29 protein-coding genes and 1 tRNA gene are annotated in these 26,292 nt (G+C 66.5%); 13 read left to right on the forward strand and 17 right to left on the reverse strand.

The window, feature by feature from the left end; all coding sequences use genetic code 11:
* Positions 1 to 175: 175 nt before the first annotated feature.
* The 13 genes from FZ029_RS23785 to FZ029_RS23845 all read right to left on the reverse strand — a co-directional run bounded on the left by FZ029_RS23785 (position 176) and on the right by FZ029_RS23845 (position 13,405).
* On the reverse strand, positions 176 to 1,018 hold the full coding sequence (locus FZ029_RS23785; RefSeq protein ID WP_149272216.1) for a MoxR family ATPase: 843 nt from the start codon (positions 1,016 to 1,018) through the stop codon (positions 176 to 178).
* Positions 1,019 to 1,046: 28 nt separating this feature from the next.
* Complete coding sequence (locus FZ029_RS23790) at positions 1,047 to 1,379, reverse strand: DHCW motif cupin fold protein (RefSeq protein ID WP_149272217.1); 333 nt, start codon at positions 1,377 to 1,379, stop codon at positions 1,047 to 1,049.
* Positions 1,380 to 1,453: 74 nt separating this feature from the next.
* The gene (gene alaS, locus FZ029_RS23795) at positions 1,454 to 4,138 is read right to left on the reverse strand and encodes an alanine--tRNA ligase (protein ID WP_149272218.1); all 2,685 of its coding nucleotides are present in this window, start codon (positions 4,136 to 4,138) and stop codon (positions 1,454 to 1,456) included.
* A 142-nt stretch (positions 4,139 to 4,280) separates the two neighbouring features.
* A complete protein-coding gene (tatC, locus tag FZ029_RS23800) occupies positions 4,281 to 5,072 on the reverse strand; it encodes a twin-arginine translocase subunit TatC (protein WP_109073029.1) in 792 nt (263 codons plus the stop codon).
* Positions 5,073 to 5,087: 15 nt separating this feature from the next.
* Positions 5,088 to 5,618 (reverse strand): Sec-independent protein translocase protein TatB, encoded by a 531-nt coding sequence (gene tatB, locus FZ029_RS33975; RefSeq protein ID WP_149272219.1) that lies wholly within the window; start codon positions 5,616 to 5,618, stop codon positions 5,088 to 5,090.
* A 75-nt stretch (positions 5,619 to 5,693) separates the two neighbouring features.
* Positions 5,694 to 5,948: a twin-arginine translocase TatA/TatE family subunit gene (locus tag FZ029_RS23810; protein ID WP_149272220.1), complete on the reverse strand. Its 255-nt coding sequence runs from the start codon at positions 5,946 to 5,948 to the stop codon at positions 5,694 to 5,696.
* A 160-nt stretch (positions 5,949 to 6,108) separates the two neighbouring features.
* Complete coding sequence (scpB, locus tag FZ029_RS23815) at positions 6,109 to 6,726, reverse strand: SMC-Scp complex subunit ScpB (protein ID WP_149272221.1); 618 nt, start codon at positions 6,724 to 6,726, stop codon at positions 6,109 to 6,111.
* The gene (locus FZ029_RS23820; RefSeq protein WP_149272222.1) at positions 6,719 to 7,549 is read right to left on the reverse strand and encodes a ScpA family protein; all 831 of its coding nucleotides are present in this window, start codon (positions 7,547 to 7,549) and stop codon (positions 6,719 to 6,721) included. Before FZ029_RS23820 ends, scpB begins: the two co-directional genes overlap by 8 nt.
* A 10-nt stretch (positions 7,550 to 7,559) precedes the next feature.
* Positions 7,560 to 8,237 carry a site-2 protease family protein gene (locus FZ029_RS23825; protein ID WP_149272223.1) on the reverse strand — a complete coding sequence of 226 codons (678 nt, stop codon included), beginning with the start codon at positions 8,235 to 8,237 and terminating at the stop codon, positions 7,560 to 7,562.
* A 16-nt stretch (positions 8,238 to 8,253) separates the two neighbouring features.
* A complete protein-coding gene (gene nagZ / locus FZ029_RS23830; RefSeq protein WP_348771136.1) occupies positions 8,254 to 9,339 on the reverse strand; it encodes a beta-N-acetylhexosaminidase in 1,086 nt (361 codons plus the stop codon).
* On the reverse strand, positions 9,320 to 10,393 hold the full coding sequence (locus FZ029_RS23835; RefSeq protein ID WP_188052034.1) for an SPOR domain-containing protein: 1,074 nt from the start codon (positions 10,391 to 10,393) through the stop codon (positions 9,320 to 9,322). The genes nagZ and FZ029_RS23835 overlap by 20 nt, the downstream gene beginning before the upstream one ends.
* Positions 10,390 to 12,150: an arginine--tRNA ligase gene (gene argS, locus FZ029_RS23840; protein WP_149272225.1), complete on the reverse strand. Its 1,761-nt coding sequence runs from the start codon at positions 12,148 to 12,150 to the stop codon at positions 10,390 to 10,392. The genes FZ029_RS23835 and argS overlap by 4 nt, the downstream gene beginning before the upstream one ends.
* A 43-nt stretch (positions 12,151 to 12,193) precedes the next feature.
* Positions 12,194 to 13,405, reverse strand: coding sequence for a deoxyguanosinetriphosphate triphosphohydrolase (locus FZ029_RS23845; protein ID WP_149272226.1), 1,212 nt, complete (start codon positions 13,403 to 13,405; stop codon positions 12,194 to 12,196).
* Positions 13,406 to 13,597: 192 nt separating this feature from the next.
* Between FZ029_RS23845 and erpA the strand changes: the two genes are divergently transcribed.
* The 10 genes from erpA to pepN all read left to right on the forward strand — a co-directional run bounded on the left by erpA (position 13,598) and on the right by pepN (position 22,122).
* The gene (gene erpA / locus FZ029_RS23850; protein ID WP_149272227.1) at positions 13,598 to 13,954 is read left to right on the forward strand and encodes an iron-sulfur cluster insertion protein ErpA; all 357 of its coding nucleotides are present in this window, start codon (positions 13,598 to 13,600) and stop codon (positions 13,952 to 13,954) included.
* 49 nt (positions 13,955 to 14,003) lie between these two features.
* Positions 14,004 to 14,777 (forward strand): exodeoxyribonuclease III, encoded by a 774-nt coding sequence (gene xth, locus FZ029_RS23855; RefSeq protein ID WP_149272228.1) that lies wholly within the window; start codon positions 14,004 to 14,006, stop codon positions 14,775 to 14,777.
* A 120-nt stretch (positions 14,778 to 14,897) separates the two neighbouring features.
* Positions 14,898 to 15,470 (forward strand): hypothetical protein, encoded by a 573-nt coding sequence (locus FZ029_RS23860; protein WP_149272229.1) that lies wholly within the window; start codon positions 14,898 to 14,900, stop codon positions 15,468 to 15,470.
* 71 nt (positions 15,471 to 15,541) lie between these two features.
* A tRNA-Ser gene (locus FZ029_RS23865) sits at positions 15,542 to 15,631 on the forward strand.
* Positions 15,632 to 16,131: 500 nt separating this feature from the next.
* On the forward strand, positions 16,132 to 16,830 hold the full coding sequence (locus FZ029_RS23875) for a hypothetical protein (protein ID WP_149272231.1): 699 nt from the start codon (positions 16,132 to 16,134) through the stop codon (positions 16,828 to 16,830).
* Positions 16,827 to 17,441: a hypothetical protein gene (locus FZ029_RS23880; protein WP_149272232.1), complete on the forward strand. Its 615-nt coding sequence runs from the start codon at positions 16,827 to 16,829 to the stop codon at positions 17,439 to 17,441. The genes FZ029_RS23875 and FZ029_RS23880 overlap by 4 nt, the downstream gene beginning before the upstream one ends.
* Positions 17,438 to 18,076: a hypothetical protein gene (locus tag FZ029_RS23885; RefSeq protein WP_149272233.1), complete on the forward strand. Its 639-nt coding sequence runs from the start codon at positions 17,438 to 17,440 to the stop codon at positions 18,074 to 18,076. Before FZ029_RS23880 ends, FZ029_RS23885 begins: the two co-directional genes overlap by 4 nt.
* A gap of 166 nt (positions 18,077 to 18,242) precedes the next feature.
* A complete protein-coding gene (locus FZ029_RS23890) occupies positions 18,243 to 18,683 on the forward strand; it encodes a hypothetical protein (RefSeq protein ID WP_149272234.1) in 441 nt (146 codons plus the stop codon).
* 25 nt (positions 18,684 to 18,708) lie between these two features.
* A complete protein-coding gene (locus FZ029_RS23895; protein WP_149272235.1) occupies positions 18,709 to 19,326 on the forward strand; it encodes a hypothetical protein in 618 nt (205 codons plus the stop codon).
* Positions 19,327 to 19,464: 138 nt separating this feature from the next.
* Positions 19,465 to 22,122 carry an aminopeptidase N gene (gene pepN, locus FZ029_RS23900; RefSeq protein WP_149272236.1) on the forward strand — a complete coding sequence of 886 codons (2,658 nt, stop codon included), beginning with the start codon at positions 19,465 to 19,467 and terminating at the stop codon, positions 22,120 to 22,122.
* A 117-nt stretch (positions 22,123 to 22,239) separates the two neighbouring features.
* Here pepN and FZ029_RS23905 read toward each other — a convergent pair whose 3' ends face one another.
* From FZ029_RS23905 to FZ029_RS23915, 3 genes are all read right to left on the reverse strand, one after another.
* Complete coding sequence (locus FZ029_RS23905; RefSeq protein WP_149200032.1) at positions 22,240 to 22,620, reverse strand: cytochrome c family protein; 381 nt, start codon at positions 22,618 to 22,620, stop codon at positions 22,240 to 22,242.
* 130 nt (positions 22,621 to 22,750) lie between these two features.
* Positions 22,751 to 23,467, reverse strand: a complete 717-nt coding sequence (locus FZ029_RS23910; RefSeq protein ID WP_149272237.1) for a carbon monoxide dehydrogenase subunit G — start codon at positions 23,465 to 23,467, stop codon at positions 22,751 to 22,753.
* 168 nt (positions 23,468 to 23,635) lie between these two features.
* Positions 23,636 to 24,094 (reverse strand): hypothetical protein, encoded by a 459-nt coding sequence (locus tag FZ029_RS23915; protein ID WP_149272238.1) that lies wholly within the window; start codon positions 24,092 to 24,094, stop codon positions 23,636 to 23,638.
* Positions 24,095 to 24,281: 187 nt separating this feature from the next.
* Here FZ029_RS23915 and folK point away from each other — a divergent pair, with 187 nt between their 5' ends.
* The 3 genes from folK (at position 24,282) to FZ029_RS33120 (ending at position 25,776) form a co-directional block, all read left to right on the forward strand.
* Entirely contained in the window at positions 24,282 to 24,815 is a 534-nt protein-coding gene (gene folK, locus FZ029_RS23920) for a 2-amino-4-hydroxy-6-hydroxymethyldihydropteridine diphosphokinase (RefSeq protein WP_149272239.1), read from the forward strand.
* Positions 24,816 to 24,913: 98 nt separating this feature from the next.
* Complete coding sequence (locus tag FZ029_RS23925; protein WP_247892466.1) at positions 24,914 to 25,321, forward strand: dihydroneopterin aldolase; 408 nt, start codon at positions 24,914 to 24,916, stop codon at positions 25,319 to 25,321.
* 296 nt (positions 25,322 to 25,617) lie between these two features.
* On the forward strand, positions 25,618 to 25,776 hold the full coding sequence (locus FZ029_RS33120) for a hypothetical protein (RefSeq protein ID WP_188052035.1): 159 nt from the start codon (positions 25,618 to 25,620) through the stop codon (positions 25,774 to 25,776).
* Between the two features lie 121 nt (positions 25,777 to 25,897).
* Here FZ029_RS33120 and FZ029_RS23930 read toward each other — a convergent pair whose 3' ends face one another.
* Positions 25,898 to 26,278 carry a response regulator gene (locus FZ029_RS23930; RefSeq protein WP_149272240.1) on the reverse strand — a complete coding sequence of 127 codons (381 nt, stop codon included), beginning with the start codon at positions 26,276 to 26,278 and terminating at the stop codon, positions 25,898 to 25,900.
* Between the last annotated feature and the right edge of the window lie 14 nt (positions 26,279 to 26,292).

Genomic DNA, 26,292 nt, shown 5'->3' on the forward strand with positions numbered 1-26,292 from the left:
CAGCGCAATTCGTCACGCCCGACCCGTCTATCGCTTCCCTCTCATGTTAGCGCCTATGCCCCATCCCTCCCCCGCTTCGCGGGAGAGGGTGCCTTATGAGAAGTGGCGGCAGTCCCCTCTCCCGCGTGAGCGGGGGAGGGTTAGGGAGGGGGCAACCGCCTCATGAACTCCTGAACTACCGCCCCCGCTTGGCCAGAAACGCCAGCCGCTCCAGCGTGTGCACGTCCTGCTCGTTCTTCAGCAGCGCGCCGCACAGCGGCGGGATCAGCGTACGGGCATCCTTGGCGCGCAAGGTCTCGGGATCGACGTCCTCGACCATCAGCAGCTTGATCCAGTCCAGCAGTTCCGACGTGGACGGCTTCTTCTTCAGGCCCGGAACCTCGCGCAGGTCGTAGAACAGGTTCAGCGCCTCGCGCAGCAGGGCGGACTTCAAGCCTGGATAATGGACCTCGACGATGCGTTCCATCGTCTCGCGCTCGGGGAAGCGGATGTAGTGGAAGAAGCAGCGGCGCAGGAAAGCGTCCGGCAGCTCCTTCTCGTTGTTGGAGGTGATGATGACGATGGGGCGCTTCGCCGCCTTGACCGTCTGGCGGGTCTCATAAACGTGGAACTCCATGCGATCGAGTTCCAGCAGCAGGTCGTTGGGGAACTCGATGTCGGCCTTGTCGATCTCGTCGATCAGCAGGACCGGAGACTCCGGCGCCTCGAAGGCTTCCCACAGCTTGCCGCGGACGATGTAGTTGGCGATGTCGTGGACCTTCGCCTCGCCCAACTGGCTGTCGCGCAGGCGGCTGACCGCGTCATACTCGTAAAGTCCCTGCTGAGCCTTGGTGGTCGACTTCACATGCCAGGACAAGAGCGGCTTGTTCAGCGCGCGGGCGATCTCCACCGCCAGCACGGTCTTGCCGGTGCCGGGTTCGCCCTTCACCAGAAGCGGCCGCTCCAGCGTGATGGCGGCATTGACCGCCACCATCAGGTCGTCGGTGGCGACATAGCGGTCGGTTCCGGTGAAGCGCATGGATGGGCTCCCTCAAAGCGAGAAGGTTTCAGTCCACGATAAACAGGGTGGCACCGGTTTCGGTCGAGGACCGATGCGGATGGTCGCCGAAATCCGACACCTGATAGCTCATGCTGGCGGTCAGGACGAAGCGGCGGCCATCCTTCAACTCGGTGATCAGTTCGCCGCTGACGACGAACAGCACATGGCCGCGGTCGCACCAATGGTCGGCGAGATAGCCCGGCGTGTATTCGACCAGCCGCACCCGCAGATCCCCGGCGTGGAAGCTGCGCCACAGCGCCTTGCCGGTTTCCCCCGGATGTTCGGTGACCGGGACAGCGGCCCAGTCGGTCACGGTGAAGGGAAGAGTCGGGAGTTCCATCGCCGGACCTTATGAAAACGGCACGAACAGAAAAACGGCCCCCGGAGCGAACCGGGGGCCGGGTTTCGGTACGATCAGGAGGCCGTCTTGGCCGCGATCGCCTTTTCGATGGCCTCGATCGCAGCAGGGGCCAGCGAGGCGTCGGGGCCGCCGGCCTGCGCCATGTCCGGCCGGCCGCCGCCGCCCTTGCCGCCCAGCGCCTCGGCGCCGACGCGGACCAGATCGACGGCGCTCAAAGACCCGGTCAGGTCGTCGGTCACGCCGATGACGATGGAAGCCTTGCCCTCGTTCGACGCGATCAGCACCACGACGCCGGAACCGACCTGCTTCTTCAGCTCGTCGGCCATCGGCTTCAGGTCCTTGGCCGGCAGTCCTTCGACCACGCGGGCCGCGACCTTGACGCCGGCGACATCCTTTGCCTCGTTGCCGCCGTCGGCCTTGGCACCGCCGCCCCCCATCGCTCCACTAAGGGCAACCTGACGGCGCAGATCGGCCAGTTCGCGCTCCATCTTGCGGCGCTCCTCGACCAGGACCGCCACGCGGGCGGGGACCTCGTCGGGCTTGACCTTCAGGACGCTCGCCGTCTCGGTCAGCAGATGGTCACGCTCGGACAGCCACGCCTTGGCCCCGGTGCCGGTCAGCGCCTCGATGCGGCGGACGCCGGCGGCAACCGCCCCTTCCGAGACGATCTTGAACACACCGATGTCGCCGGTGCGGCGGACATGGGTGCCGCCGCACAGCTCGATCGAGTAATCGCGGTCCATCTCGCCATGCGGACCGCCCATGGAGACGACGCGGACCTCGTCGCCGTACTTCTCGCCGAAAAGGGCCATGGCGCCCTGGGCGCGGGCCTCGTCCGGGGACATCAGGCGGGTGATGACCTCGCTGTTGGCCAGCACGCGGCGGTTCACCTCGTCCTCGATGGCGGCGATGTCGGCGGCGGACAGGCCGGTCGGCTGGCTGATGTCGAAGCGCAGACGCTCCGGCGCCACCAGCGAGCCCTTCTGGGTGACATGGTCGCCCAGGCGATGGCGCAGCGCCTCGTGCAACAGGTGGGTGGCGGAGTGGTTGGCGCGGATGGCGGCGCGGCGCTCGCTGTCCACGCGCAGTTCCACCACGTCGCCAACCTTGAGCGTGCCCTTGGTGACGGTGCCGACATGGGCCCACACGGCGCCCAGCTTCTTCAGCGTGTCGGAAACCGCGACCTCGGCCCCGTTGGCGGAGAAGATCACGCCGGCATCGCCGACCTGACCGCCCGATTCGCCATAAAAGGGCGTCTGGTTGACGACGACCATCACCTGATCGCCGATGGTGGCGGCCTCGACGCGGGCATCGCCCTTGACGATGGCGGTCACCTTGCCCTCGGCCACTTCGGTGTCGTAGCCGAAGAACTCGGTGGCGCCCAGCTCGTCCTTGATCTCGTACCACAGCTTCTCGGTGCCGACCTCGCCCGAGCCGGCCCAGGATTCGCGGGCCTTGCGGCGCTGCTCGTCCATCGCCGCCTTGAAGCCGGCCTCGTCGACGCCACGGCCCTGGCCGCGCAAAACGTCCTGGGTCAGGTCGAGCGGGAAGCCGTAGGTGTCGTACAGCTTGAAGGCGACGTCGCCGGCCAGCGGCTGGCCTTCGCCCAGATGGCCGACCTCGTCCTCCAGCAGGCGCAGGCCGCGCTCCAACGTCTGCTTGAAGCGGGTCTCCTCCAGCTTCAGCGTCTCGACGATCAGGGCGCGGGCGCGGTTCAGCTCCGGATAGGCGTCGCCCATCTGCTGGATCAGCGCCGGGACCAGACGGTGCATCAGCGGCTCGCGCGCGCCGATCATGTGGGCGTGGCGCATGGCGCGGCGCATGATGCGGCGCAGCACGTAACCACGGCCCTCGTTCGACGGCAGCACGCCGTCGGCGATCAGGAAGGAGGTGGAGCGCAGATGGTCGGCGATGACGCGGTGCGACACGGCATGCGCACCGTCCGGCGAGGTCTTGGTCGCCTCGGCCGACGCCATGATCAGCGCCCGCATCAGGTCGATGTCGTAATTGTCGTGCTTGCCCTGCAGCACGGCGGCCAGACGCTCCAGCCCCATGCCGGTGTCGATCGACGGCTTGGGCAGTGGCACCAGATTGTCCGGACCCAGCTGTTCATACTGCATGAACACGAGGTTCCAGATCTCGATGAAGCGGTCGCCATCCTCGTCCGGGCTGCCCGGCGGGCCGCCGGCGATGGACGGGCCGTGATCGAAGAAGATCTCGGAGCACGGGCCGCAGGGGCCGGTGTCGCCCATGCGCCAGAAATTGTCGTCGGTCGGGATGCGGATGATGCGGTCGTCCGACAGGCCGGCGACCTTGCGCCAGATCGCCGCCGCATCCTCGTCGGAGGTGTGGACCGTCACCAGCAGCTTGTCGGCCGGCAGACCATATTCCTTGGTGATCAGGTTCCAGGCGAACGCGATGGCGTCGTCCTTGAAATAATCGCCGAAGGAGAAGTTCCCCAGCATCTCGAAGAAGGTGTGGTGCCGCGCGGTGTAGCCGACATTGTCCAGGTCGTTGTGCTTGCCGCCGGCGCGCACGCATTTCTGCGAGGTGACAGCGCGCTTGTACGGCCGCGTCTCGGCACCGGTGAAGACGTTCTTGAACTGGACCATGCCGGCGTTGGTGAACATCAGCGTCGGGTCGTTGCGCGGCACGAGCGGCGACGAGTCGACTTTCTGATGGCCCTGCTTGGCGAAGAAATCCAGGAACGTGCGACGGATGTCGTTGGCGGTCTGCATACGGTCAAGGCTCCGGGTGCGCGGCTGCGGCCTTCCATTGGCCGAACCGTGCTTTTAGCGCGAGAATGGCGGCATGTCCACGACGGACGGATTATTACCCTGCGTCACGGCAGACAAAAGGGGCTTAAGACTGCCCGGCCGACTATTGGGCTTCCGTCTCGGCCCGCGCCTTTTCGATCCGGCGGCCGATGATGATCGCGATTTCGTAGAGCGCGATCAGCGGCAGCGCCAGACTGACCTGGCTGATGACGTCCGGCGGGGTCAGCACAGCCGCGGCGATGAAGGCGCCGACGATGGCATAGCGCCGTTTCGACGCCAGCGCGTCGGTGCTGATGATGCCGACGCGGACCAGCAGGGTCAGCAGGACCGGCAGTTGGAAGGCGATGCCGAAGGCGAAGATCAGCGACATCACCAGATGCAGGTATTCGCCGACGCGCGCTTCGAACTCGATGGGCAGGGCGTTGCCGTCGCCGCCGGGATGGAACTCGAATCCCAGGAAGAAGCGCCAGGCCATCGGGAAGATGAAGTAATAGACGATGCCGGCGCCGGTCAGGAACATCACCGGCGTCGCCACCAGGAAGGGCAGGAAGGCCTTGCGCTCGTGCTTGTACAGCCCCGGCGCCACGAACATCCAGATCTGGCTGGCGATGATCGGGAAGGAGATGAAGCAGCCGGCCCAGAACGCCACCTTCACATAGGTGAAGAAGGCTTCCGTCAGGCCGGTGTAGATCATCCGCCGCCCCTGCCCCGCCAGCAGGTCGGCCAGCGGCTGGACCAGGAAGTTGTAGATTTTGTCAGACACCGCATAACACAGCAGGAAGGCGATCAGGATTGCACCGATCGACCACATCAGCCGGTTCCGCAGCTCGATCAGGTGATCGATCAGCGGCATCTTGCTGTCTTCGAGTTCGTCCTGCTGGGTTTCGCCGGTCATGGCCCGTCTTTATCTTCAGGTCTGCTTGTCGGTCGGCTGGGCGGACGCCACGGCATCCGGCCGCGGGGCCGGAGCGGGCTGCGGCGCCGGTGCCGGAACCGGTTGCGGCGGCTCGGCACTAATAGGCGTAGTGGTGATCGGAGAGGGGGCAGCCGAAGGAGCCACGCTGTCGGTCACCGCCGGAGCAGCCGGAGCAGGCGCCTGGGGCAGATCCGGCTCCGGGGTGCTGCCGTGATGGCCGTTCAGCCCGACATCGAAGCTCTTGGGATCGAAAGCCTTGCCCACCTCCCCCTTCGGGTCGATGGTGTCCTCCATCATCTTCTTTATGTTCAGGTCGCGGGTCTTCAGCGCTTCCTTGCGAAGCTCGTCCAACTCGGTTTCCCGCATCATGTCGTCGATGTGGGTCTGGAACTCGCGCGCGACGCCTCTGGCCTTACGCACCCATTTGCCGAGCGTGAAGATCGCCTTGGGCAAATCCTTGGGCCCGATGACCACAAGGGCGATGACGGCGATCACCATCAGTTCGGACCAAGCGATGTCGAACATGTTCTTCCGGCTTCACGAATGCGGTGGGCAGGGTCGGCGCGCGGCGTTCCGAAAGGGCGCCCGCGCGCCCGCCGGTCAGCTGCGGACCGCCTCGTCCTTCTTGGCCGCGGTATCGGCCGTGTTGGCCGGCTGGTTCGGGATGGTCTTGGCGTTTGCACCAGGGGCGTTCACGCCGGATGCGGCATCGTCGCTGTCGTCCTGCAGGCCCGCCTTGAAGGACTTCACGCCCTTGGCGAGATCGCCCATCACCTTCGGCAACTTTCCAGCGCCGAACAGCAGAAGAACGATCAGAAGAACGATGATCCAGTGCCAGATGCTGAAAGAACCCATGGCGCGCCTATCACGTTTGAACGGCCTTAGCGGCGGGGCGGCACTATGGCAGAAAGGCCGTTGGGCCGCAACGTTCGCCCCACCATCCTTAAACGGTTGTCATTGAGCATTCACGGGAATTCGCTCGGCAGCTCCCTAAAAACGCGGGTACGGCCGGAAGTCACGCGTCGTCGTCGGTCCCCAGTGCGCTGTCGTCGCCGGTGGTCCCCAGCCCAAGCAGCACCGGGCGGCTGTCGAGCAGGCCGGCGGCGCGCAGGTCGTCGACGCTGGGCAGGTCGCGCAAGCTTTCCAGCCCGAAATGATCGAGGAAATGGTCGGTGGTGATCCAGGTCAGCGGCCGGCCCGGCGTCTCCCGCCGCTTGCCCGGCCGGATCCAGCCATGTTCCATCAGCAGGTCCAGCGTGCCCTTGCTGGTCGCCACGCCGCGGATGGATTCGATCTCGGCCCTGGTCACCGGCTGGTGATAGGCGATGATCGCCAGCGTTTCGATGGCCGCGCGGGAAAGCTTGCGCGACACCTCCTCCTCCCGCCGCAACTCCGGTGCCAGATCGACCGCCGTGCGGAAGGCCCAGCCGCCGCCGGTGCGCACCAGATTGACCCCGCGCGGGGCGTAATGGGCGCGCAGTTCCTCCAGCAGCGGGCCGACCTCCGGCCCGATCCGTCCGGCCAGCGTCTCCTCGTCCAGCGGCTCGGCGGAGGCGAACAGCAACGCCTCCAGCAGGCGCAGCCTGCCGATGCGGGCCTCCGCCTCGTGGGCGTCGGTGACTTCCTTAATCATGCGAATGCGCTTCTTCCGAAATGTCGCCGTCCTGCGGGTTTTTGGCGCGCCCGCGGACATAGAGCGGGGCGAAGGCGCCCTCCTGGCGCAACTCCACCCGGCCGGCCTTGGCCAGTTCCAGCGTCGCCGCGAAATGGGCGGCCAGGGCGGAGCGGGTCAGCAGCCCGCCGCCCTCCCCGCCGGGCAGGAAGCTTGCCAGCGTCGCCCAGTCCGGCATGCGGCCCAGCAGCGACGACAGGCGCTGCACCGCCTCCTCCATCGAATAGAGGCGGATCGGGGCGATGTGGAGGATGCCGGCGTCCTTGCGGGCGCGCTGCTGGCCATAGGCGCGCAGCAGGTCGAACAGCGTGACCTCGTAGACCGACTTGCGCTGCAGGTCCAAATCCTCCGGCGCGCCGCGCGGGTGGACGTCGATGCCAAGGCGCGGACGGGCGAACAGCTTCTCCGCCGCCCCCTTCATCGCCTCCAGCCTTTGAAGTTGGAAGGCAAGCGCCGCCGCCATGTCCTCGCCGGACGGCTCCTCCCCCTCCGGTTCGGGCAGCAGCAGGCGCGACTTCAGATAGGCCAGCCACGCCGCCATCACCAGATAGTCGGCCGCCAGTTCCAGCCGCACCTTCCGCGCCTCCGCCACGAAGGCGAGGTACTGGTCGGCCAGCTCAAGGATGGAGATGCGCGTCAGGTCGACCTTCTGGTCGCGCCCCAGCGCCAGCAGCATGTCGAGCGGTCCCTCGAAGCCGTCCAGCACCAGCAGAAGCTGCTCCGACGGCGATGCCTCCGCGGCGGCAGGAGTTTCGCCCACACGCTCGGCCACCAGATCAGCCATATGATCGCTTTCAGTCGTTGCCGGTCAGGATGCGGATGAAGTCGATCACCGCGTCCACGGGCGGGCCCAGCACCCAATGCATGACGCTGAGGTCCATGCCGATCTGCCGCCCCAGCATCGGCAGCAGGAAGAAGGCCGCCATCAGGATCAGCAGTCCGAAGCGCTCCAGCTTCGCCAGCGGCACCGCCAGGAAGTCCGGCAGGATGCCGACCGCGACCCGCCCGCCGTCCAGCGGCGGCAGCGGGATCAGGTTGAACACCATCAGGATGACGTTGACCAGCACCGACACCTCGGCGGCGGAGCGGATCCACAGCTCGATATAGCTGTTCTCCGGATTGACCAGCCGCCAGATCACCGCCGACGCCACCGCCAGCAGGAAGTTGGTCCCCGGACCGGCCAGCGCCACCCAGACCATGTCGCGGCGCGGATGGTCCAGCCGGGCGAAGTTGACCGGCACCGGCTTGGCCCAGCCGAAGACGAATCCGGTGGTGAAATACATCAGCGCCGGCAGCAGGATCGTCCCGAACGGGTCGATGTGGCGGATCGGGTTGAAGGTGACGCGCCCCAGCCGATAGGCGGTGTCGTCGCCCAGTCTCCAGGCGACGAAGCCGTGCGCCGCCTCGTGAAAGGTGATGGCGAGGATGGCCGGCAGGGCCACGGCCGTCACCTGGAAGATCCATTCCTCCATCGTCCGCTCCCGTCCGTCAGACTTGGGCCGTGCCGAGAAGCTCGGCCAGCCGGGTCGTCAATGCCGCGATGTCCGCCGGTTCCGGCGCGTGGCGCATCGCCTCGGCCCGCGCCCAGCGCTCGGCCGCCGCGCCGCTCAGCCTCGGCACGGCATCGACCAGAGACCGCATCTCGGCCAGATCGCCGTTGCAGTGGAGCACGACATCCATGCCGGCCGCCAGCACCGCTTCCGCCCGCGCCCTCGGGTCGCCCTGCAGCGCGTTCATAGACAGATCGTCGCTGAACAACAGCCCGCCGAAGCCGATCGACGGCCCCCGCACCACCTCGCGCACCACGATGGCGGAGGTGCTGGCCGGAGCGGTCGGGTCGATCGCCTTCAGCACAACATGGGCCACCATCGCCAGCGGCAGGTCGGCCAGGGCGCGGAAGGGGGCGAAGTCGGTGGCTTCCAGGGTGGCGCGATCGGCCTCCACGACCGGCAGCTCGGCATGGCTGTCGGCGAAGGCGCGTCCGTGGCCGGGGATATGCTTGATCACCGGCAACACACCGCCGGCCAGCAGCCCGTCGGCGGTGGCGCGGGCCAGCGCGATCACAAGGGCGGGGTCGCGCGAGAAGGCGCGGTCGCCGATGATGTCATGCGCGCCCTCCACCGGCACGTCGCAGACCGGCGCGCAATCCACCGTGATGCCGACCTCCGCCAGCATGTGGGCGAGCAGCCGGCCGTTGATCCAAGCGGCCTCTCGGGCGGCCTTTTGGGCGCCTTCGCGCCCGGCGGCGTCGCGCGCGGCAAGCGTGCCGAACACGCCCATCGGCGGGTGGGCCGGCCAGTGCGGCGGGCGCATGCGCGCGACCCGGCCGCCCTCCTGGTCGATCAGGACCGGGGCATCGGGCCGGCCGACGCTGGCGCGCAGATCGTCCACCAGCCGGCGCATCTGGTCGCGGCTGTCGCAGTTGCGGCGAAACAGGATGAAACCGAGCGGATCGGCATCGCGGAAGAAGGCGGCCTCGTCGGGCGTCACCTCCAGACCGGCGCAGCCGAAGACGACCGCACGCGGACGGGCAAGCGGGGTGGAACTCACCGATTCAGGGACGGACAACCACACACCCCACATTTTGCGCGCGCAGCTGGGTGCAGGCCGACTTGGCCCGCGCCTCGTCGGCGCCGGCGCCCTGCACCCGATAGAAGATGCCTTTCTCGCCGAGATCGACCTTGGCGACCTGCATCGACAGACCGCCGAGCGCGTCGGGATGACGACCGGCGAGACGGCGCCATTCGGCCGCGGCCTCGCCCTCGCTGCGCACCGACGCCAGCTGGACGCGCCAGCCGCCGCTGCCGCCAGCCGCCGGAGCGGGAGCCGCCGCGGACTTTACCGGCTGCGGCGCCGCCTTTGCCGATGCGGCCGGCAGGGAGGCGGCCTCCAGCTTGGCGATCAGCTGTCCCATCGACGGGGCGGCGTTCTGCTGCGCCGGCGGTGCGGCCGGCGGCGCAGGGGGCTTGGCGGCGGAGGCGACCTGCTGCTGGGGAGCCGGGGCCGGCTTGGCCGGAGCGGCCGGGGGCTGCTGCGGTTTGGCGGCGACACTGGCCGGAGCCTGGACGGAAGGCACCTGCGCCGCCGGAACCTGGGCGGCCGGCGCCGCCGTTGCAGGCAGGCCGGGTGCCGGCTCCGGAGCGGCCAGCGGAGCCGCCGCCGCGACCGCCGCGGCAAGGTTGTCGCGCGGAACGGTGGCGGTGGAGCCCGGCGGCAGCTGGGCCACCGACGGCACCGACGGCAGCGGCACGACGGCCGGCATCTGCGGCGTCACCACCGGACGCGGCAGCGGCACCTCCGGCGGCGGCAGCAGCCGTTCCACCTGATTGCCGCGCCCGCCGTCATGGTCGCGCAGCCGCTCATAGGCCAGGATGTCCTGGTGCGGCACCTCCATCCCGCCGGGCTGGTCGGGACGCGACTTGGCCGGGGTGGCATCGGCGCTCAACAGCGGCGGGCCGTCGCCGGACAGCCGGTCGTGCCCGCGCAAGGCCACCACCGCCGTACCGGCGAAGGCAACGACGCCGACCACGGCAAAGCCGAGCGCCAGCAGCCCGCGCTTGCTCGCGGCCTGTCGGGGCGGCATCCCATAGGGGTCGGCCGCGTAGTTGACGTCGCCGTCGTACCTCATGAACGCAGTTCCTCCACAGGTTCGACACCCATCACCTTGAGACCCGACGCGATGACCGTCGCCACCGCGGCGATCAGCGCCAGACGGGCCGTCGTCAGCTCCGCATCGCCGTCGATCAGGAAGCGCAGCGAGGCATCGTCGCGGCCCCGGTTCCACAGCGCGTGGAAGTCGCTGGCGAGATCGTAGAGGAAGAAGGCGATGCGGTGCGGCTCATGCGCCTCGGCCGCCGCCTCGACCACGCGCGGCCAGGTGGCCATGCGCTTGGCCAGCGCCATCTCCTCTTCCGCGTCCAGCCGGGCGAGGTTCGCCGAGGCCGCAAGCGCCGCCGGCGACTGGTCCAGCTGCGGCAGCGCCGTCACGGCATGGCGCAGCACCGAGCGGCAGCGGGCGTGGGCGTACTGCACGTAGAAGACCGGATTGTCCTTCGACTGCTCCGTCACCTTGGCGAAGTCGAAATCCAGCGTCTGGTCGTTGCGCCGGGTCAGCATGATGAAGCGGACGACGTCCCGGCCGACCTGGTCGATGACGTCACGCAACGTCACGAAGGTGCCGGCGCGCTTGGACATCTTCACCGGCTGGCCGTTCTGCATCAGATGAACCAGCTGGCAGAGCTTGACGTCCAGCGAGGCCTTGCCCTCGGTCACGGCGGTGGTCGCCGACTGCATGCGCTTGACGTAGCCGCCATGGTCGGCGCCCCACACGTCGATCAGGCTGCCGAAGCCGCGCTTGTACTTGTCGAAGTGATAGGCGATGTCGTTCGAGAAGTAGGTGAAGGACCCGTCCGACTTCTTCAGCGGCCGGTCGACGTCGTCGCCGAAGTCGGTCGACTTGAACAGGGTCTGCGGGCGCGGCTCCCAATCGTCGGGCTTCTTGCCCTTCGGCGGCTCCAGCACGCCGGTGTAGATCAGGCCGCGCTCCTCCAGCGCCGTCAGCGCCTTGTCGACCGCACCGGCGGTGACCAGCGCGCGCTCGCTGCTGTAGACGTCCATGGTGACGCCGAGGACGCCGAGATCCTCCTTGATCCAGCCCATGATCATGGCGATGGCGAAGTCGCGGCAGGCCGGCAGCCATTCGGACTCGTCGGTACCGACCCAGCGGTTGCCGTCGCGCTCGGCCAGGGCCTGACCGACCTCCTTCAGATACTCGCCGGGATAGAGGCCGGCCGGGATTTCGCCCACCTCCTCGCCCAGCGCCTCGCGGTAGCGGATGAAGGTGGACCGCCCCAGCACGTCGACCTGGGCGCCGGCATCGTTGATGTAATATTCGCGGGTGACGGCGTAGCCGGCCTTTTCCAGCAGCGACGCCAGCGCATCGCCGAACACCGCGCCGCGGCCATGGGCGGCATGCAGCGGGCCGGTCGGGTTGGCCGACACATATTCCACATTGACCGGCGTCCGGCCGCCCAGCTCGCTGTCGCCATAGGCGGTGCCGGCGTTGAGCACGTCGCGGATGCGGTCGCGCCAGACGTCCGGCGTCAGGCGCAGGTTGACGAAGCCCGGACCGGCGATCTCGACCGACGCCACGTCGGCGCGGCCCTTCAGCTTGGCGACCAGCAGCTCCGCCAGCGCGCGCGGCGCCATTTTCGCCGGCTTCGCCAGGATCATGGCGGCGTTGGTGGACAGGTCGCCATGCGAGGCCTCGCGCGGCGGCTCGACCGTCAGACGGCTGCTGTCCAGCCCGGCGGGGATGGCACCCTCCGCGGCCAGTTCTTCCAGCAGCTTGCGAATATCGGTCTCGAAGGCCTTGAAAATATTCATCGTCTCAGGTCGTCTTTTCAGGAGGTCACAGGAGCCTCACGGCTCAGGTCTTCACATGCAGGTCGAACAGCCGGTCATGTTCGGCCAGCGCGTAGCGGTCGGTCATGCCGGCGATATAGTCGGCCACATGGCGGGCGCGCACCGCAAGGTCGGCGTCGCCGCCATGCTTGGCGCCAACCTTGGCGATATCGCGCTGCCATTCGGTCGGCAGGGTGTTGGGCTCGTCCATGAACAGCTCGAACAGGGCGCGCACCACGCGCTTGCACTTGCTCATCTCGCGGTTCACGCGGTAGTGCCGGTACATGCGCTGGCGCAGGAAGGCGCGCAACGGCCGCTGCGCCTCCAGCATCCCATCGGAGAAGCTGACCATCGCCAGCGGCAGGGCGCGCAGCTCGGCGGCGCTGCCCGGCTTGTGCTCCGCCAGCCGCCGCCGCGTCTCCGTCACCAGATCGACCACCATGGCGTTGATCATCCGCCGCACCGTCTCGTGGATCAGGCGGGAGCGTTCCAGCCCCGGATAGCGGTCGCAGACCTCGCGGATGATCGGGCCGACCAGCGGCAGTTCCGCCACCTCCTCGACCGTGAACAGGCCGGCACGCAGCCCGTCGTCGATGTCGTGGTTGTTGTAGGCGATGTCGTCGGCCAGTGCCGCCACCTGCGCCTCGGCGCCCGGATTGGTGTGCAGTTCCAGATCCCACTCGCCCTGGAAGGCGGCGATCGTCGTCGGCAGACGGTGGCCGGAAAGCAGCGGCAGCAGCGGGCCGTTGTGCTTGACCACGCCCTCCACCGCTTCCCAGGTCAGGTTCAGCCCGTCGAACTCGGCATAGCGCCGTTCCAGCCGCGTCAGGATGCGCAGGGTCTGGTCGTTGTGGGCGAAGCCGCCGAACGGCTCCATGCAGGCGTTCAGCGCCTCTTCGCCGGCATGGCCGAAGGGGGTGTGGCCAAGGTCGTGGGCCAGCGCCACCGCCTCCGCCAGATCCTCGTTCAGGCAGAGCGTGCGGCTGATCGAGCGCGCGATCTGCGCCACCTCCAGGCTGTGGGTCAGCCGGGTGCGGTAATAGTCGCCCTCGTGATAGACGAAGACCTGCGTCTTGTGCTTCAGCCGGCGGAAGGCCCCGGAATGCACGATGCGGTCGCGGTCGCGCTGAAAGCACGAGCGCGTCGGGCTTTCAGGCTCCGCCGCCAGCCGCCCGCGCGTGTCCGCCGGGTTGCAGGCATAGGGAGCCAGCCGATCGTGGGAACAGTCCGCCGTCATGGGGCGGACACTACCGGCGGGGAAACGCAGGCGCAACGGCGAAGGCGTGCTATGCCCCGCCCCCCGGCGCTGGCGGCGGACAAGCGTGCCAGAAGCGCAACGGTTTGGCGCAATGGAGCCCATACTTTGACGAAGCCTCCGATCCCCCTTACATTTGTGGCAACTTCCGCACCGCACCAGAGGGGCCATCCCATGCCCGACACCGCACTGCCCACAGAAACCCGCGTCCTCGGCGTCAGTGAAAGCGCCGCCAGGCGCGTCGCCTTCCTGATCGCGCAGGAGGGCAATCCCAACCTGATGCTGCGCCTGACCGTCTCCGGCGGCGGCTGTTCCGGCTTCCAGTACGGCTTCACCTTCGACGAGACCACGTCCGACGAGGACCATGTCTTCGAGAAGGACGGCACCAAGGTGGTCACCGACGACGCCTCGCTCGACCTGCTGGCCGGCGCGACGCTGGATTATGTCGAGGACCTGATGGGCGCCGCCTTCCAGATCAAGAACCCGAACGCCACCGCGTCCTGCGGCTGCGGCAACTCATTCGCGGTCTAAGGCCGCCGTCCGACCTCACAAGACCAAGAAAAGAAGGCAGGCCTTTTTCGTGAAGATCGCCACCTGGAACGTCAACTCGGCGAAGGCCCGCCTTCCGCTGATCACCGACTGGCTGCGCGCGGCGTCCCCGGACGTCGTGCTCTTCCAGGAAATCAAATGCGAGACCGCCGCCTTCCCCACCGCGGCCTTCGAGGATCTCGGCTACCACGTCAATGCCGTCGGGCAGAAAGCCTACAATGGCGTCGCCTTGCTGTCCAAGGCCCCGGCGGAGGACGTGCTGACCCGCCTGCCCGGCGAGCCGGAGGACGAGCAGGCCCGCTATGTCGAGGCCACCGTGTCGGGCGTTCGCATCGCCTCGCTCTACCTGCCCAACGGCAACCCTGTGCCGGGCGAGAAATTCGCCTACAAGCTGCGCTGGATGGACCGGCTGTACGAGCATGCCCGGACCCTGCTGGCGCAGGAAATCCCGGTGGTTCTGGGCGGCGACTACAACATCATCCCCGAGGCGCGCGACGTCTACTCGCCGCAGGCCTTCGCCGGCGACGCGCTGTTCCGCCCGGAATCGCGGGCCAAGTTCCGCGCCCTGCTGAATCTCGGCCTGACCGAGGCGTACCGCGCCCTGCATGACGACGACCGCGCCTATACCTTCTGGGATTATCAGGCCGGCGGCTGGCCGCGCGACAACGGCCTGCGCATCGACCATTTCCTGCTGTCGCCGCAGGCCGCCGACCGTCTGGCCGGCTGCACCATCGACCGCGGCCCGCGCGGCCTGGAAAAGGCCTCCGATCACACCCCGGTCATCCTGGATCTGCGCGACGCCTGACCACAGCCGTGGAATCCGCGTAACAAAAAAGCATTTTGTTAAAACTTTCGCTTCTAGGATGACTGCGCGTCCCGGACGACAACCGGGCGGGCGCGGTCATCGGGGGAGCGACGGGCAGGCATGGCGTGGGGGCGCGACAACGGCCGGGAACGGGTGAAGTCTCTGCTGGCGGCATTGGAGCGTCAGGCGACCGAGGCCTCGCAGCTTGCCGAGCGCGCCCAGCGCGACATGGGCGACGACCGCTTCGCCTCCTTCCTCGACTTCCGCCGCAAGGTGGAGGAGATCCGCGCCCTGTTCGCCCTGACCGAGGAGCATCTGCACGGCGTCGACGAGTCGCGCCTGTCCGACCTGCGCGCCGAGTTCGAGCGGATGGATCTGCTGCTGACCCGCATGCTGGTGCGGGCGATGCGCAATTACTTCTCCGGCATGCGCGAGGATCAGGTCCTTCCCATCGGCGCCCGCGAACTGTTCGAGCCGGAACTGCGCAGCATCGACCAGACCCGCACCCGCCTGCTGAGCCCCCGCTACGCCGACCGCGTGGCGCCGGACATTCTCGACGATCTGGACGCCACGGCGGAGTTGATCCGCAAGACGATAGCCCGCGCCCCCAGCCTGCCCGACTTCTCCGACAGCCCCAGCCCGCCCAAACCGACCCGCCGCCTGCGCACCCTGGGCCGCCCGATCCGGAATTGAGGGGTAAATCGCGGCAGCCTTCGCGCGACACTTGACCCACCGCCACGCATTCGCTACTCCCGTGGGCCGAAGGATGGGTGGCCGAGTGGTTTAAGGCTCCAGTCTTGAAAACTGGCGTAGGTGCAAGCCTACCGTGGGTTCGAATCCCACCCCATCCGCCAACACCACGAAAAAGCAAAAACCGACTTTTCGCCGCACGGCGGCGTTAGTTGTGGTTCGCTACGGCCGCAGGACGAATTTGCCCGTCGACAGTGATCTTGCTCCCATCGCATTCACATTCCAGCTACAGAAGAAGGGAGTAAAATCTTGACGTCAACCTCGCAAAAGGAATATATGCTTATCCGGTAATCCTACCGGACGAGGCATCCATGCACCAACCCCCAGTGCGTAGCCGCCAAACCTCCAACCTCAGTGACCGCGCCGGCAACGGCCTACCCAACAATCCGAAGGACATTCTCTGGGTGAAGGAGGCACTCCGCCGCCTTGGCCGCTACAATCACAGCAGCGCACCCAATCCATACATTGACCGCTCGTTGAACGAGGCGATCTTGAACTATCAGCGGGATCGTGGATTACGTCGCGACGGCGTCTTAATACCTGGCGGAGAGACCGAATGCGCGCTGTGCGTTGAACTCGCCCGCTTGTTCGGGAGGGCCCGCCGATGAGTCCCATCTACAATCTGTACGGCGTTTCAGACGACGAGTTCAATCAATCGGCGGAAGACAGCGCCAAAGAATTCATGGACATCGCGGAGGGGCTTTTTGATCTGTTTGGATATGACACCGCCGCTGACAACCTGCGCCGCTACCGGTCGGGCGAAGGTGGAACGGAGTCCTATTCGGCGGAGGAGATGATCAAACATCCAGCCTACGACGACGCCATCGACCACAACCGCACCATGTTCGAAAGCAGGACCTTTACAGGAAGCACTGATAATAAAGATGCAAAGAAAGCATTATTTGGATTGGAAGACGGAAAGACCATCAGTTTCCAAGATGATTGGGACAGAAACATAAACTCGTTCAATACATACAATTTCAGTCGACCCTCAACCTATTTTGCTTTTGGTCGTAGCGGCGTTCGGTCGGAGGGAGACTTCACGGCCACCCGGAATGGCGACAACCTGACGATCTCCGGCAACGTGCTCAACCGACTGGGCGATAATAAGAGCGATACCGAGAAGTTCGACTTCAATCCAGGACAAATCGGCAGTTCCGAAGCGCGCATCCTTGAAAGAGCGGGAACGGCGAAACCGTTTGATATGGATTACCGGCGGCGGCAGAGTGTCGAAGCACAAGCGCGGTACGAGCCTGATGGAACGATCACCCTGCTGAAGACCCTTTGGGGAATTCTCGAATGAAGCTGTGGGGCGGCCGGCGGCGGCTGGCGATCGGCCTTCCGGTCGCCCTTCTCCTTGTCCTTGTCTATGCGCCGATCGAGCGTTATCGCCCCTCCTGTGGGGGGCGGATCATCCGTTATTACTTCGATGGCCCGATGCGTGAGGTGTTTGTCGATAATATGGCGGAGGCGATGGCGCGACACGGCTTTCCCTACGTCCGATTAGGGAACGAGCTGTTTATCCGGTTGTTCGATCCTGACGACTTTATCATCAACACCGATTGGAGGGTCGCCCAGTCCATTGGCTTTGGCTATGGTCCGGGCACCACCCGCATCAGCCCCCCGCCGGTGCTGACGGCGTTGATGGGCAAGGCCAAGCAAATTATTGAACAAGATCAATCATTTTCTGAAAAGGAGAAGAAGCTGAAAACAACTGTGCTATTCGATGGCGACTGCGAACTGATTAGAGCGGCGGCCATCCGGATCGAGGACATGGCACCGGCAGATCTGCTTCGCTATGTCCCCAAGTCACCACTCCCGCCACAATGCACGCCCTACAACATGCAGGGGTGGCGTCGGGACTGTGGCGCGGTGGTCCGGGGCGACACAGTCATTACGCCGGCTTCCCGGTGAACGGACTGAATCCTTCGGTGAAACGGTGGGGCGGCCGGCGGTGGCTGGTGGTCGTCGGATTTCCGGTCGCCCTTGTCCTTACGCTGATCTATGCGCCGATCGAGCGCTATCGGCCCTCTTGTGGAGGCTGGAAAGTCCGCCATTACTTCGATGGACCGATGCGGCAGGTGTTCGTCGACAAAATGACGGAGGCAATGGCGGAGGATGGCTTTCCCCATATTCGTGTTGGGGATAGCGTCTTCATCAGATTTCATGATGTTGATGACTTTATCATCAACAATGACTGGAAAATCGCCGAGGCGATTGGTCTGGGTTACGGTCCAGGCAATAGCAGGTTTACTCCCCCACCCATCCTTATAGATATCATGGATAAGGCACGACAGGCAGTGGAAGGTGACCCGTCACTTTCTGAGACAAAAAAGAAAAGGGAGGCGAATTTTCTTTTCAGAGATGACTGCGAACTGATTAGAGCCGCAGCGATCCGGATCGAGGATATGGCGCCAGAAGATCTCCTTCGCTATGTCCCCAAGTCACCACTCCCGCCGCAATGCACGCCCTACAACATGCGGGGGTGGCGCAGGGACTGTGGCGCGGTGGTCCGCGGCAACACGGTCATTACGCCGGCGTCGCGTTGACTGGACAGAAGATCGGAAAAGCGCGGCAAGACGTTTGAATTCCGTTTTCCTCAGCCCTCTCCCAACCTTGCCGCCAAACCGCATACCTTCATATGACCCCCGCCCTTTTGCGCCTCCCCGATTGCTCTGCTAGCGTCCAATCCGGGTTACGGAAGGGGTGCGGATCATGGGGCTCATCAGCTTTCTGAAAAAGGCGGCAGCCGGTCATACCGACCGGCAGAAGCAGGCGCGGTACGACCGTGCGAACGCGCGGGCCAACGAGTACATGGAGGTGGCGCAGTGGTATGCCGAGGAAGGCGACGGCAACCCGCGCATCCTGCAGAATTATCAGGAACTTGCGGCGCTGTCCTTCCGTCAGGGCCATGCGGCGGTGCTGGTCGGCTACCGCAACGACATTACGCGCAAGCTGGGCCATGCCGCCCACATCGGCACCCGGCAGAATCCGTGGATCTCCGCCTTCCTGCGGCCGGACGACGGCACCGTCTATTGCGCCTATGTGCTGCTGCGTGACGACAACCAGCAATTCGCGCTGATGAAGGCCTATTGGTTCCTGTCCGGCAACGAGACGGAGGCCGGGTTCAAGCGGTCCGTGACCGGCGTCATCTGATCCATTCCGCAGGAAAGTCGCGCACATGCCGAACATCGCCGATCTGGTCGCGAACCCGGAAAGCTTCCTCAAGAACAACCTGATCTGGATCCAGTATCAGTCCTACCAGCCCAACTACCGCGTCGGCGGCGTCAAGAGCTTCAGCCTCAGCGACGACGGCATGACCTGCTCCCGCAAGGGCACCGGCATCATCTCGCAATTCTCGACCAAGAACGTCGATGTCTGGTCGGTGCGCTACGACCAGGGCAACCGGCCGGGCAGCTGGAACGCCTATTGGCTGCCCTACGACCAGGATTTCAAGCATCTCGTCGTGCTGGAGGATGACGCCGACGTGATGTTCACGCCGACGATGGACGGCTGTTCGTTCGGTTTCAGCGATCATGGCGGCGGCACCTACTCCGCCTCCCACGGCAATCTCCAGACCGCCCAGGGACGGATCGACGAAGCCGGGCTGCGCCAGGGCATGCGCATGCACGCCACCACCCTGCACAAGTCGCAATACATGAATGTGCCGGGCACCGACGGGGTCAAGGTCACGCTGGTGGGCGTGCGCAACGGCAAGAAATGGCGCTTCTTCTATCAGCAATACATCGACCAGATGGGCGCCTTCACCCTGCTGAAGGTCGCGCAGGTCACGAGGTAGGGCATTCCGGGGGCGCGCCGCGCCCCTCCCCCATTCCCACTCAAGACAGCCCGGTCCCGCCTTGCTACAGTCCTTGTCCCTCGGACCTGTCCCGAACGGCTTGATCCGCAAGACAGACACAGACCAGAGACAAGGCACATGGACAAAGGCACGCCGAAGGCCATCCGGCTTCAGGACTATCGCCCGCCGGCGCATCTGATCGACACGGTCGACCTGTTCGTCGATCTGGGCGAGGATGTCACCACCGTCCGCGCGGTGCTGGCGATCCGCCGCAACCCGGCCCGCCCCGATGCCGCGACGGAGCCGCTGTCGCTCGACGGGCAGAGGCTGGATCTGGTGTCGGTGGCGCTGGACGGCCGGACTCTGGGGCCGGATGAATTCACCGTCACCCCCGATCACCTGATCGTGCTGGAGGTGCCGGACGGCTTCACCCTGGAAACCATCGTCCGCATCAAGCCGCAGGAGAACACGGCGCTGGAAGGGCTCTACAAGTCCTCCGGCAACTTCTGCACGCAATGCGAGGCGGAGGGCTTCCGCAAGATCACCTATTTCGCCGACAGGCCGGACGTGATGGCGCGCTACAGCACCACCATCACCGCGGACAAGGCGCGCTATCCGGTGCTGCTGTCCAACGGCAATCTCGCCGATTCGGGCGATCTGGAGGGCGGGCGCCATTGGGCGCGCTGGGAGGATCCCTTCCCCAAGCCCTGCTACCTGTTCGCGCTGGTCGCCGGCAAGCTCGTCCATGGCGAGGACCATTTCCGCACCGCGTCCGGCCGCGACGTCACCCTGCGCATCTATGTGGAGCCGGGGAACGAGGACAAGATCGACCACGCCATGCGCTCGCTCATCAAGTCGATGCGCTGGGATGAGGAGGTCTATGGTCTGGAATACGACCTCGACATCTTCAACATCGTCGCGGTCGGCGACTTCAACATGGGGGCGATGGAAAACAAGTCGCTCAACGTCTTCAACACCAAATACATCCTGGCCAAGCCGGAGACCGCGACCGACACCGATTTCCTCAACATCGAGGCGGTGGTCGCGCACGAGTATTTCCACAACTGGACCGGCAACCGCGTCACCTGCCGCGACTGGTTCCAGCTGTCGCTGAAGGAAGGGCTGACCGTCTTCCGCGACCAGGAATTCTCGTCCGACATGCATTCCCGCGCGGTGAAGCGCATCGCCGACGTCCAGGGGCTGCGAACCGTGCAGTTCCAGGAGGATGCCGGCGCCATGGCCCATCCGGTGCGCCCGGACAGCTATGTCGAGATCAACAACTTCTACACCCCCACCGTCTACAACAAGGGTGCGGAAGTCATCCGCATGATCCACACCCTGCTGGGGCCGGAAAAATACCGCAAGGGAACCGACCTCTATTTCCAGCGTCATGACGGGCAGGCCGTGACCTGCGACGATTTCGTCGCCGCCATGGCCGATGCCAGCGGCGTCGACCTGACCCAGTTCCAGCTTTGGTACCGCCAGTCCGGCACGCCGGAGCTGGACATCGCCGGCAGCCACGATTCGGCGGCGAAGACCTATACCCTGACGGTGAAGCAGACGGTGCCGCCGACGCCGGGCCAGCCGACCAAGCAGCCGATGCACATCCCGCTGGTGGTCGGACTGCTCGGCCCCGACGGCCAGGATCTGCCGCTGCGTCTGGAGGGCGAGGAAAGCGCCGCCGGCACCAGCCGGATCCTGCACGTCACGGCGGAAAGCCAGAGCTTCACCTTCCGCGACATCCCCGCCCGGCCGGTGCCGTCGCTGCTGCGCGGCTTCTCGGCCCCGGTGAAGCTGAAGACCGACCTGACCGACGCCGACCTCACCTTCCTGATGGCGCATGACAGCGACGCCTTCAACCGGTGGGAGGCCGGGCAGATTCTCGGCACCCGTATCCTGCTGAACCTCGTCGCCGACCAGCAGGCCGGGCGTGATCTCGTGCTGCCGGAGGGCTATGCCGACGCCTTCGCCAGGATCCTGGACGACGCGCAGCGCGACCCCGCCTTCGCCGCCCAGGCGCTGGTGCTGCCGACGGAGGCCTATCTCGGCACCCAGATGGCGGTGGTCGATCCCGACGCCATCCATGCGGTGCGGGAATACGCCCGCAAGACGCTGGCCGGGCGCCTGCGGCCCGAGTTCCTCGACCTCTACCGCCGCAACAGCAGCCAGGAACCCTTCTCCGTCGATGCCGAGGCCATCGGCAAGCGGGCGCTGAAGAACCTGTGCCTTGCCTATCTGATGGCGTTGGAGGACGCGGAGGCGCTGGATCTGTGCCTGACGCAGTACCGCGGCGCCCAGGGCATGACCGACGAGATTGCGGCGCTGCAGTTCCTGTCCAACGCCGCCTCGCCGGAAGGAGAGAAGGCGCTGGCCGACTTCTACGAGCGCTGGAAGGGCGAGGCGCTGGTGGTCGACAAGTGGTTCAGCGTGCAGGCGATGTCGCACCGCGCCGACACGCTGGATCGCGTCACCGCCCTGCTCGGCCATCCGGCTTTCGAGATCCGGAACCCGAACAAGGTCTATGCGCTGATCGGCGGCTTCGCCAACGGCAACCCGGTCCGCTTCCATGACGCGACTGGCGCCGGCTATCGCTTCCTGGCCGATCAGGTCCTGCGTCTGGACCCGATGAACCCGCAGGTTGCGGCCCGTCTGATGGGGCCCTTCTCCCGCCTGCGGCGCTATGACGCGGCCCGTCAGGGGCTGATGAAAGCGGAGTTGCAGCGGATCGTCGCGACGCCGGGCCTGTCCCCGGACGTCTACGAGGTCGCGAGCAAGAGCCTGGAGGCCGCCGGCTGAGACTCGGGACCGAAGGACCGGTCACATAAACAAAGGGCCGGCGGCATCGCCACCGGCCCTTTCGCCGTCCGTGATCTTGGCCGCTGTCCCCCTACCGCCGGGCGGGGGGATGCGGTCTTACTTCTGCTCGGACAGGAAGGCGATCAGGTCGGCGCGCTTGGCGTCGTCCTTCAGGCCGGCGAAGGCCATCGTGCCGCCCGGGACAATTTCCTTCGGCGCCTTGATGTAGGCGTCCAGGTTCTCGGCGGTCCAGACCAGGCCGCCGGCGCCCTTTTCCTTCATCGGGGCCGAGTACTTGAAGCCTTCGACCGAGCCGGCCGGACGGCCGACGACGCCGAACAGCGACGGGCCGACCTTGTTCTTGCCCTGCTCTGCGGTGTGGCAGGCCATGCAGACCTTGAAGACTTCCTTGCCGGCCGCGGCATCGGCCGCCTGGGCGGCACCGGCACCCATCACGACCGCGGCGATGGCGGCAACGCCCATCAACAGCTTCTTCATTCTTCGGCTTCCCTTCCGATGGATCCACCGGCCGACGGCGCCGGCCGGAATCGCGCGGCAGCATACACATTCCGCAAGGGGCTCGAACCCCCTTTGATGCCGCCGTACGACCAATGAACAATTTGCCGCGCTAATTCATCCAGGCAAGCGCTGCGAACAGAACCACAACCACAAGAATTGCCGCCCACGGCACGTAGAAATTGCCGGCTCCGCCCCCCTTGCCGCGTCCGACCGGCAGCGGCAGCGGGATCTCCGGCGGCGGTTCCGCCACGCGGGTGGCGGGCTTCGTCGCAGGCTCGGAATAGACCGCGGGCCGGACGGCAGGCTGGGGCGCGGGGGCGGCACCGGCCGCCTCGCCCGCCACCGGTTCCGCCGCCGGTTCCGCCGCAAGGGCCGCCTCCACAGGTGCCGGGCCGACGATCCGGGTGAAGCGGGCGAAGAACTCCTCCGCCATCTTGCGGGCGGTGGCGTCGACCAGCCGGGAGCCGATCTGCGCCAGCTTGCCGCCGACCTGGGCCTTGGCGGTGTAGGTCAGCAGCGTGGCGCCGCCATCGTCGGCCAGCGTCACGGTGGCGCCGCCCTTGCCGAAGCCGGCGGCACCGCCAGACCCTTCGCCGGTGATGGTGTAGCCGTTGGGCGGGTCCAGGTCGGACAGGGTGACCTTGCCGGCGAATTTCGCGCTGACCGGGCCGACCTTGGCGACGACCTTGGCCGTCATCTCGGTGTCGGACTGCCGGACGACCTCCTCGCAGCCGGGGATGCACTGCCGCAGGATCTCCGGATCGTTCAGCGCCGCCCACACCGCGTCGCGGCTGGCCTCGATCCGGTGGCTTCCGCTCATATCCATGGTTCGTGGTTCCTCCAACCCTGTTGGCAACCCTGTTGGCAACCCAGATGCGGCCCTTTGCGGGCGTCTCCCGCCCCGGCTTGCGGCCGGGGTTACGGTCGAGGATATGGCATTACCGGGCGCTGCGACAGCCCCGGCCGCCTCATCTCAAAGTCTTACTGCGGGCCCTCACCCGCGCGGCGCCATGCAGTTGCTGACGATCGGCGTGCAGGCGGACAGCGAGGCGCCGGCCGGGTAGCTGACCTGCTCCACCGTGCCGCGCGTGCCGATCACCACCGTCGCCTCGCAACCGGTCGAGGTGCTGCCGCCGACCGGCACCCCGAAGCCGAGCCCGAGCCCCACCCCGCCGCTGCCGCCGAAGCTGCCGGCACCGATGCCGATGCTGCTGCCGGGGCTGTAGGCCACCGCCGGACGGGCGACATAGGTATAGTATTCGCGCCCCGCCGCCGTCGCCTGACGGTCCGGCACGCCGGCGCAGGCCAGCAGGTCGGCCTTGGGCATGCCGACCATGGCGGTCTGGGCGCGGCGCGCAATCTCCGGATCGGGGCCGGTGGCACAGCCGGCAAGGAGGACGGCCGTGCCGCCGAGAAGGATCATCGCAGCGCCCGCGGTCCTTGCCTTACCCATGTCTCGTCCTCCACCAGAATATCGTGTCATCGCCGGGTTCTTCTCAACCGGTTGATACAGTGCTGAAACCCCGCCGCCGCCCGTCCGTTCCCCGAAGGGTCGCTGCGGCCCGGAAGTGACGGACGGGCCTGGATTTGCTAGGAGTTCCCTCCACTGCCCATACCAGCATATCGGAACCGCCGACGCCATGGCCGAGCTTACGCCACCCCTTTCGCCCTCATCGACCTCCGCCGTGACGGTGTATCTCGCGCTCGGCGGCAACATGGGCGACCGCGCCGCCAATCTTGCCGAGGCGATCCGGCGGCTGGGCGAGGCGGTGGAGATCGACGCGCAGTCCGCCCTGTACGAGACGGCGCCGATGTACGTGACCGACCAGCCGGCCTTCCTGAACATGGCGGTGCGCGGCACCACCCGCCTCGGCCCATTGGGTCTGCTGCGCTTCCTGAAGGAGATCGAGGCGACGCTGGGACGCGATCTCGGCGGCCTGCGCTTCGGTCCGCGCCCCATCGACGTCGACATCCTGCTCTATGCCGACCGCGTGGTGGCGGAGCCTGATCTGGAAATCCCCCACCCCCGCATGGCGGAGCGCGCCTTCGTCCTCTGCCCGCTGGCCGACATCGCGGCCGACATCATCCACCCGGTGCTGAACCGGCGGATCGACGCCCTGCGCGACGAGGTTCCCGGCCGCGAGACCGTCGTCCGCATCGCCGACAGGCTTTGACGGGTGGCTCCCGAGTGCGGTGGCATGCGGCCGCCGCACCGCTTATAGTGCCGGCCTGAACGCAACGCCGGCGCCCGTCCGCCGGCCGGGAGAGTGTGTTGTCGGACGATAGCGTGAAACGGACCATGCTGGTCCAGCCGGGCGGCGCGCCGCTCACCTACACCATTCTGGTGCGCGGGTTCGCCGCCGCGGTGGATCTTGCCGGCCGCACCGACCGGCCGGACGTCCGCTTCGACCTGACGCTGACCGTCACCCATCCCGGTCCCGGCTTTCCCGACGACATCGCCGCGGTGATGTCTTACGAGGACATCGTCGAAGACTTGCGTCGTCTTTGTGCCGAATCCAACGTATCGGGCGCCGAATACTTGGCAGACCGTGCCGCCGATCTCTGCCTGTCCCATGCCAAAGTGCGCCGCGTCCAGGTCGACGTCACCATTCCCGCGGCCGACTCGGACGATTCTTCGGCCGGCGCCAGCCTGACGCGCGGCCGGCCCGGATTGGCCTGACCACGTCCGTGGCCGCCGCGCGGCTGATCATTACTGCATTGAACAAAGATATAGCGCCTGTTGACAAAAGGACGGGTGACAATACCACCTGGTCTGAGTTATGGTCGCCATATTGTATTTTAGACCCACAATCCGGACCGGACGGGGTATATCCCCGGCGCCGATCCGGATACCGAAAGCCGAGACGAGAGCGCAGCAGGGATTAGGCCAATCGCCATTGCCGGCTTCGACCGTCCGCCGATCCCCCTTCCGGGACGGCAACGGCCCCCGGAAGCCGGACTCCAAGGGAGGGACGCATGGACCGCAGCACGACGCCGACCCTTTCCGAACTGCTCGAAGATCCGATCGTGATCGCCGTGATGACGCGCGATGGGATCAGCCCCGACAGCGTCCAGCAGCTTTTCGAACGCCTTCGCCGGAGCCGCCGAGTACAGGAAGAACGGCTCGCCGCCTGACCTGCGGGCAACCTGACCCTGGCATTGAATAAGGCCCGGTCAGGCCAATCGGCTGGAACACCACAAAACGAAGCGCCGCCTTCCACCGGAGGGCGGCGCTTCGCAATTCGGGGAGAGAGGGTCACCCCTCCAGAACCTCGCGCACGACTTCCATCACCTCCGCCGGGGTGAAGGGCTTGCGCAGGGTGCGGTGCGCGCCCAGCGCCTCCGCCACTGGCAGCACATCCAGCGAGGCGCGGGCGCCGCCGCCGGAAATCGCGATGATCTTCAGCGACGGCGCGCCGCGCCGCAGCTCCATGATCGTCGCCAGCCCTTCCTGGTTCGGCATGAAGATGTCGGTGATGACCAGATCGACGGGGTCGCCGGCCGGGCGGTCGCGGAACCGCAACATCCCCTCCACCCCGTCGCGGGCACCGACCGCCTCATGGCCGGCCATCGTCAGCGTGCGCAGCAGCACCGCGCGGGCGACGTCGTCGTCATCGATGATCAGCACGTTGGCCATGGCGCCGGTCCCCT

This window comes from Azospirillum sp. Sh1 (genome assembly GCF_008365135.1).
In the GTDB taxonomy this organism is placed as follows: domain Bacteria; phylum Pseudomonadota; class Alphaproteobacteria; order Azospirillales; family Azospirillaceae; genus Azospirillum; species Azospirillum oryzae.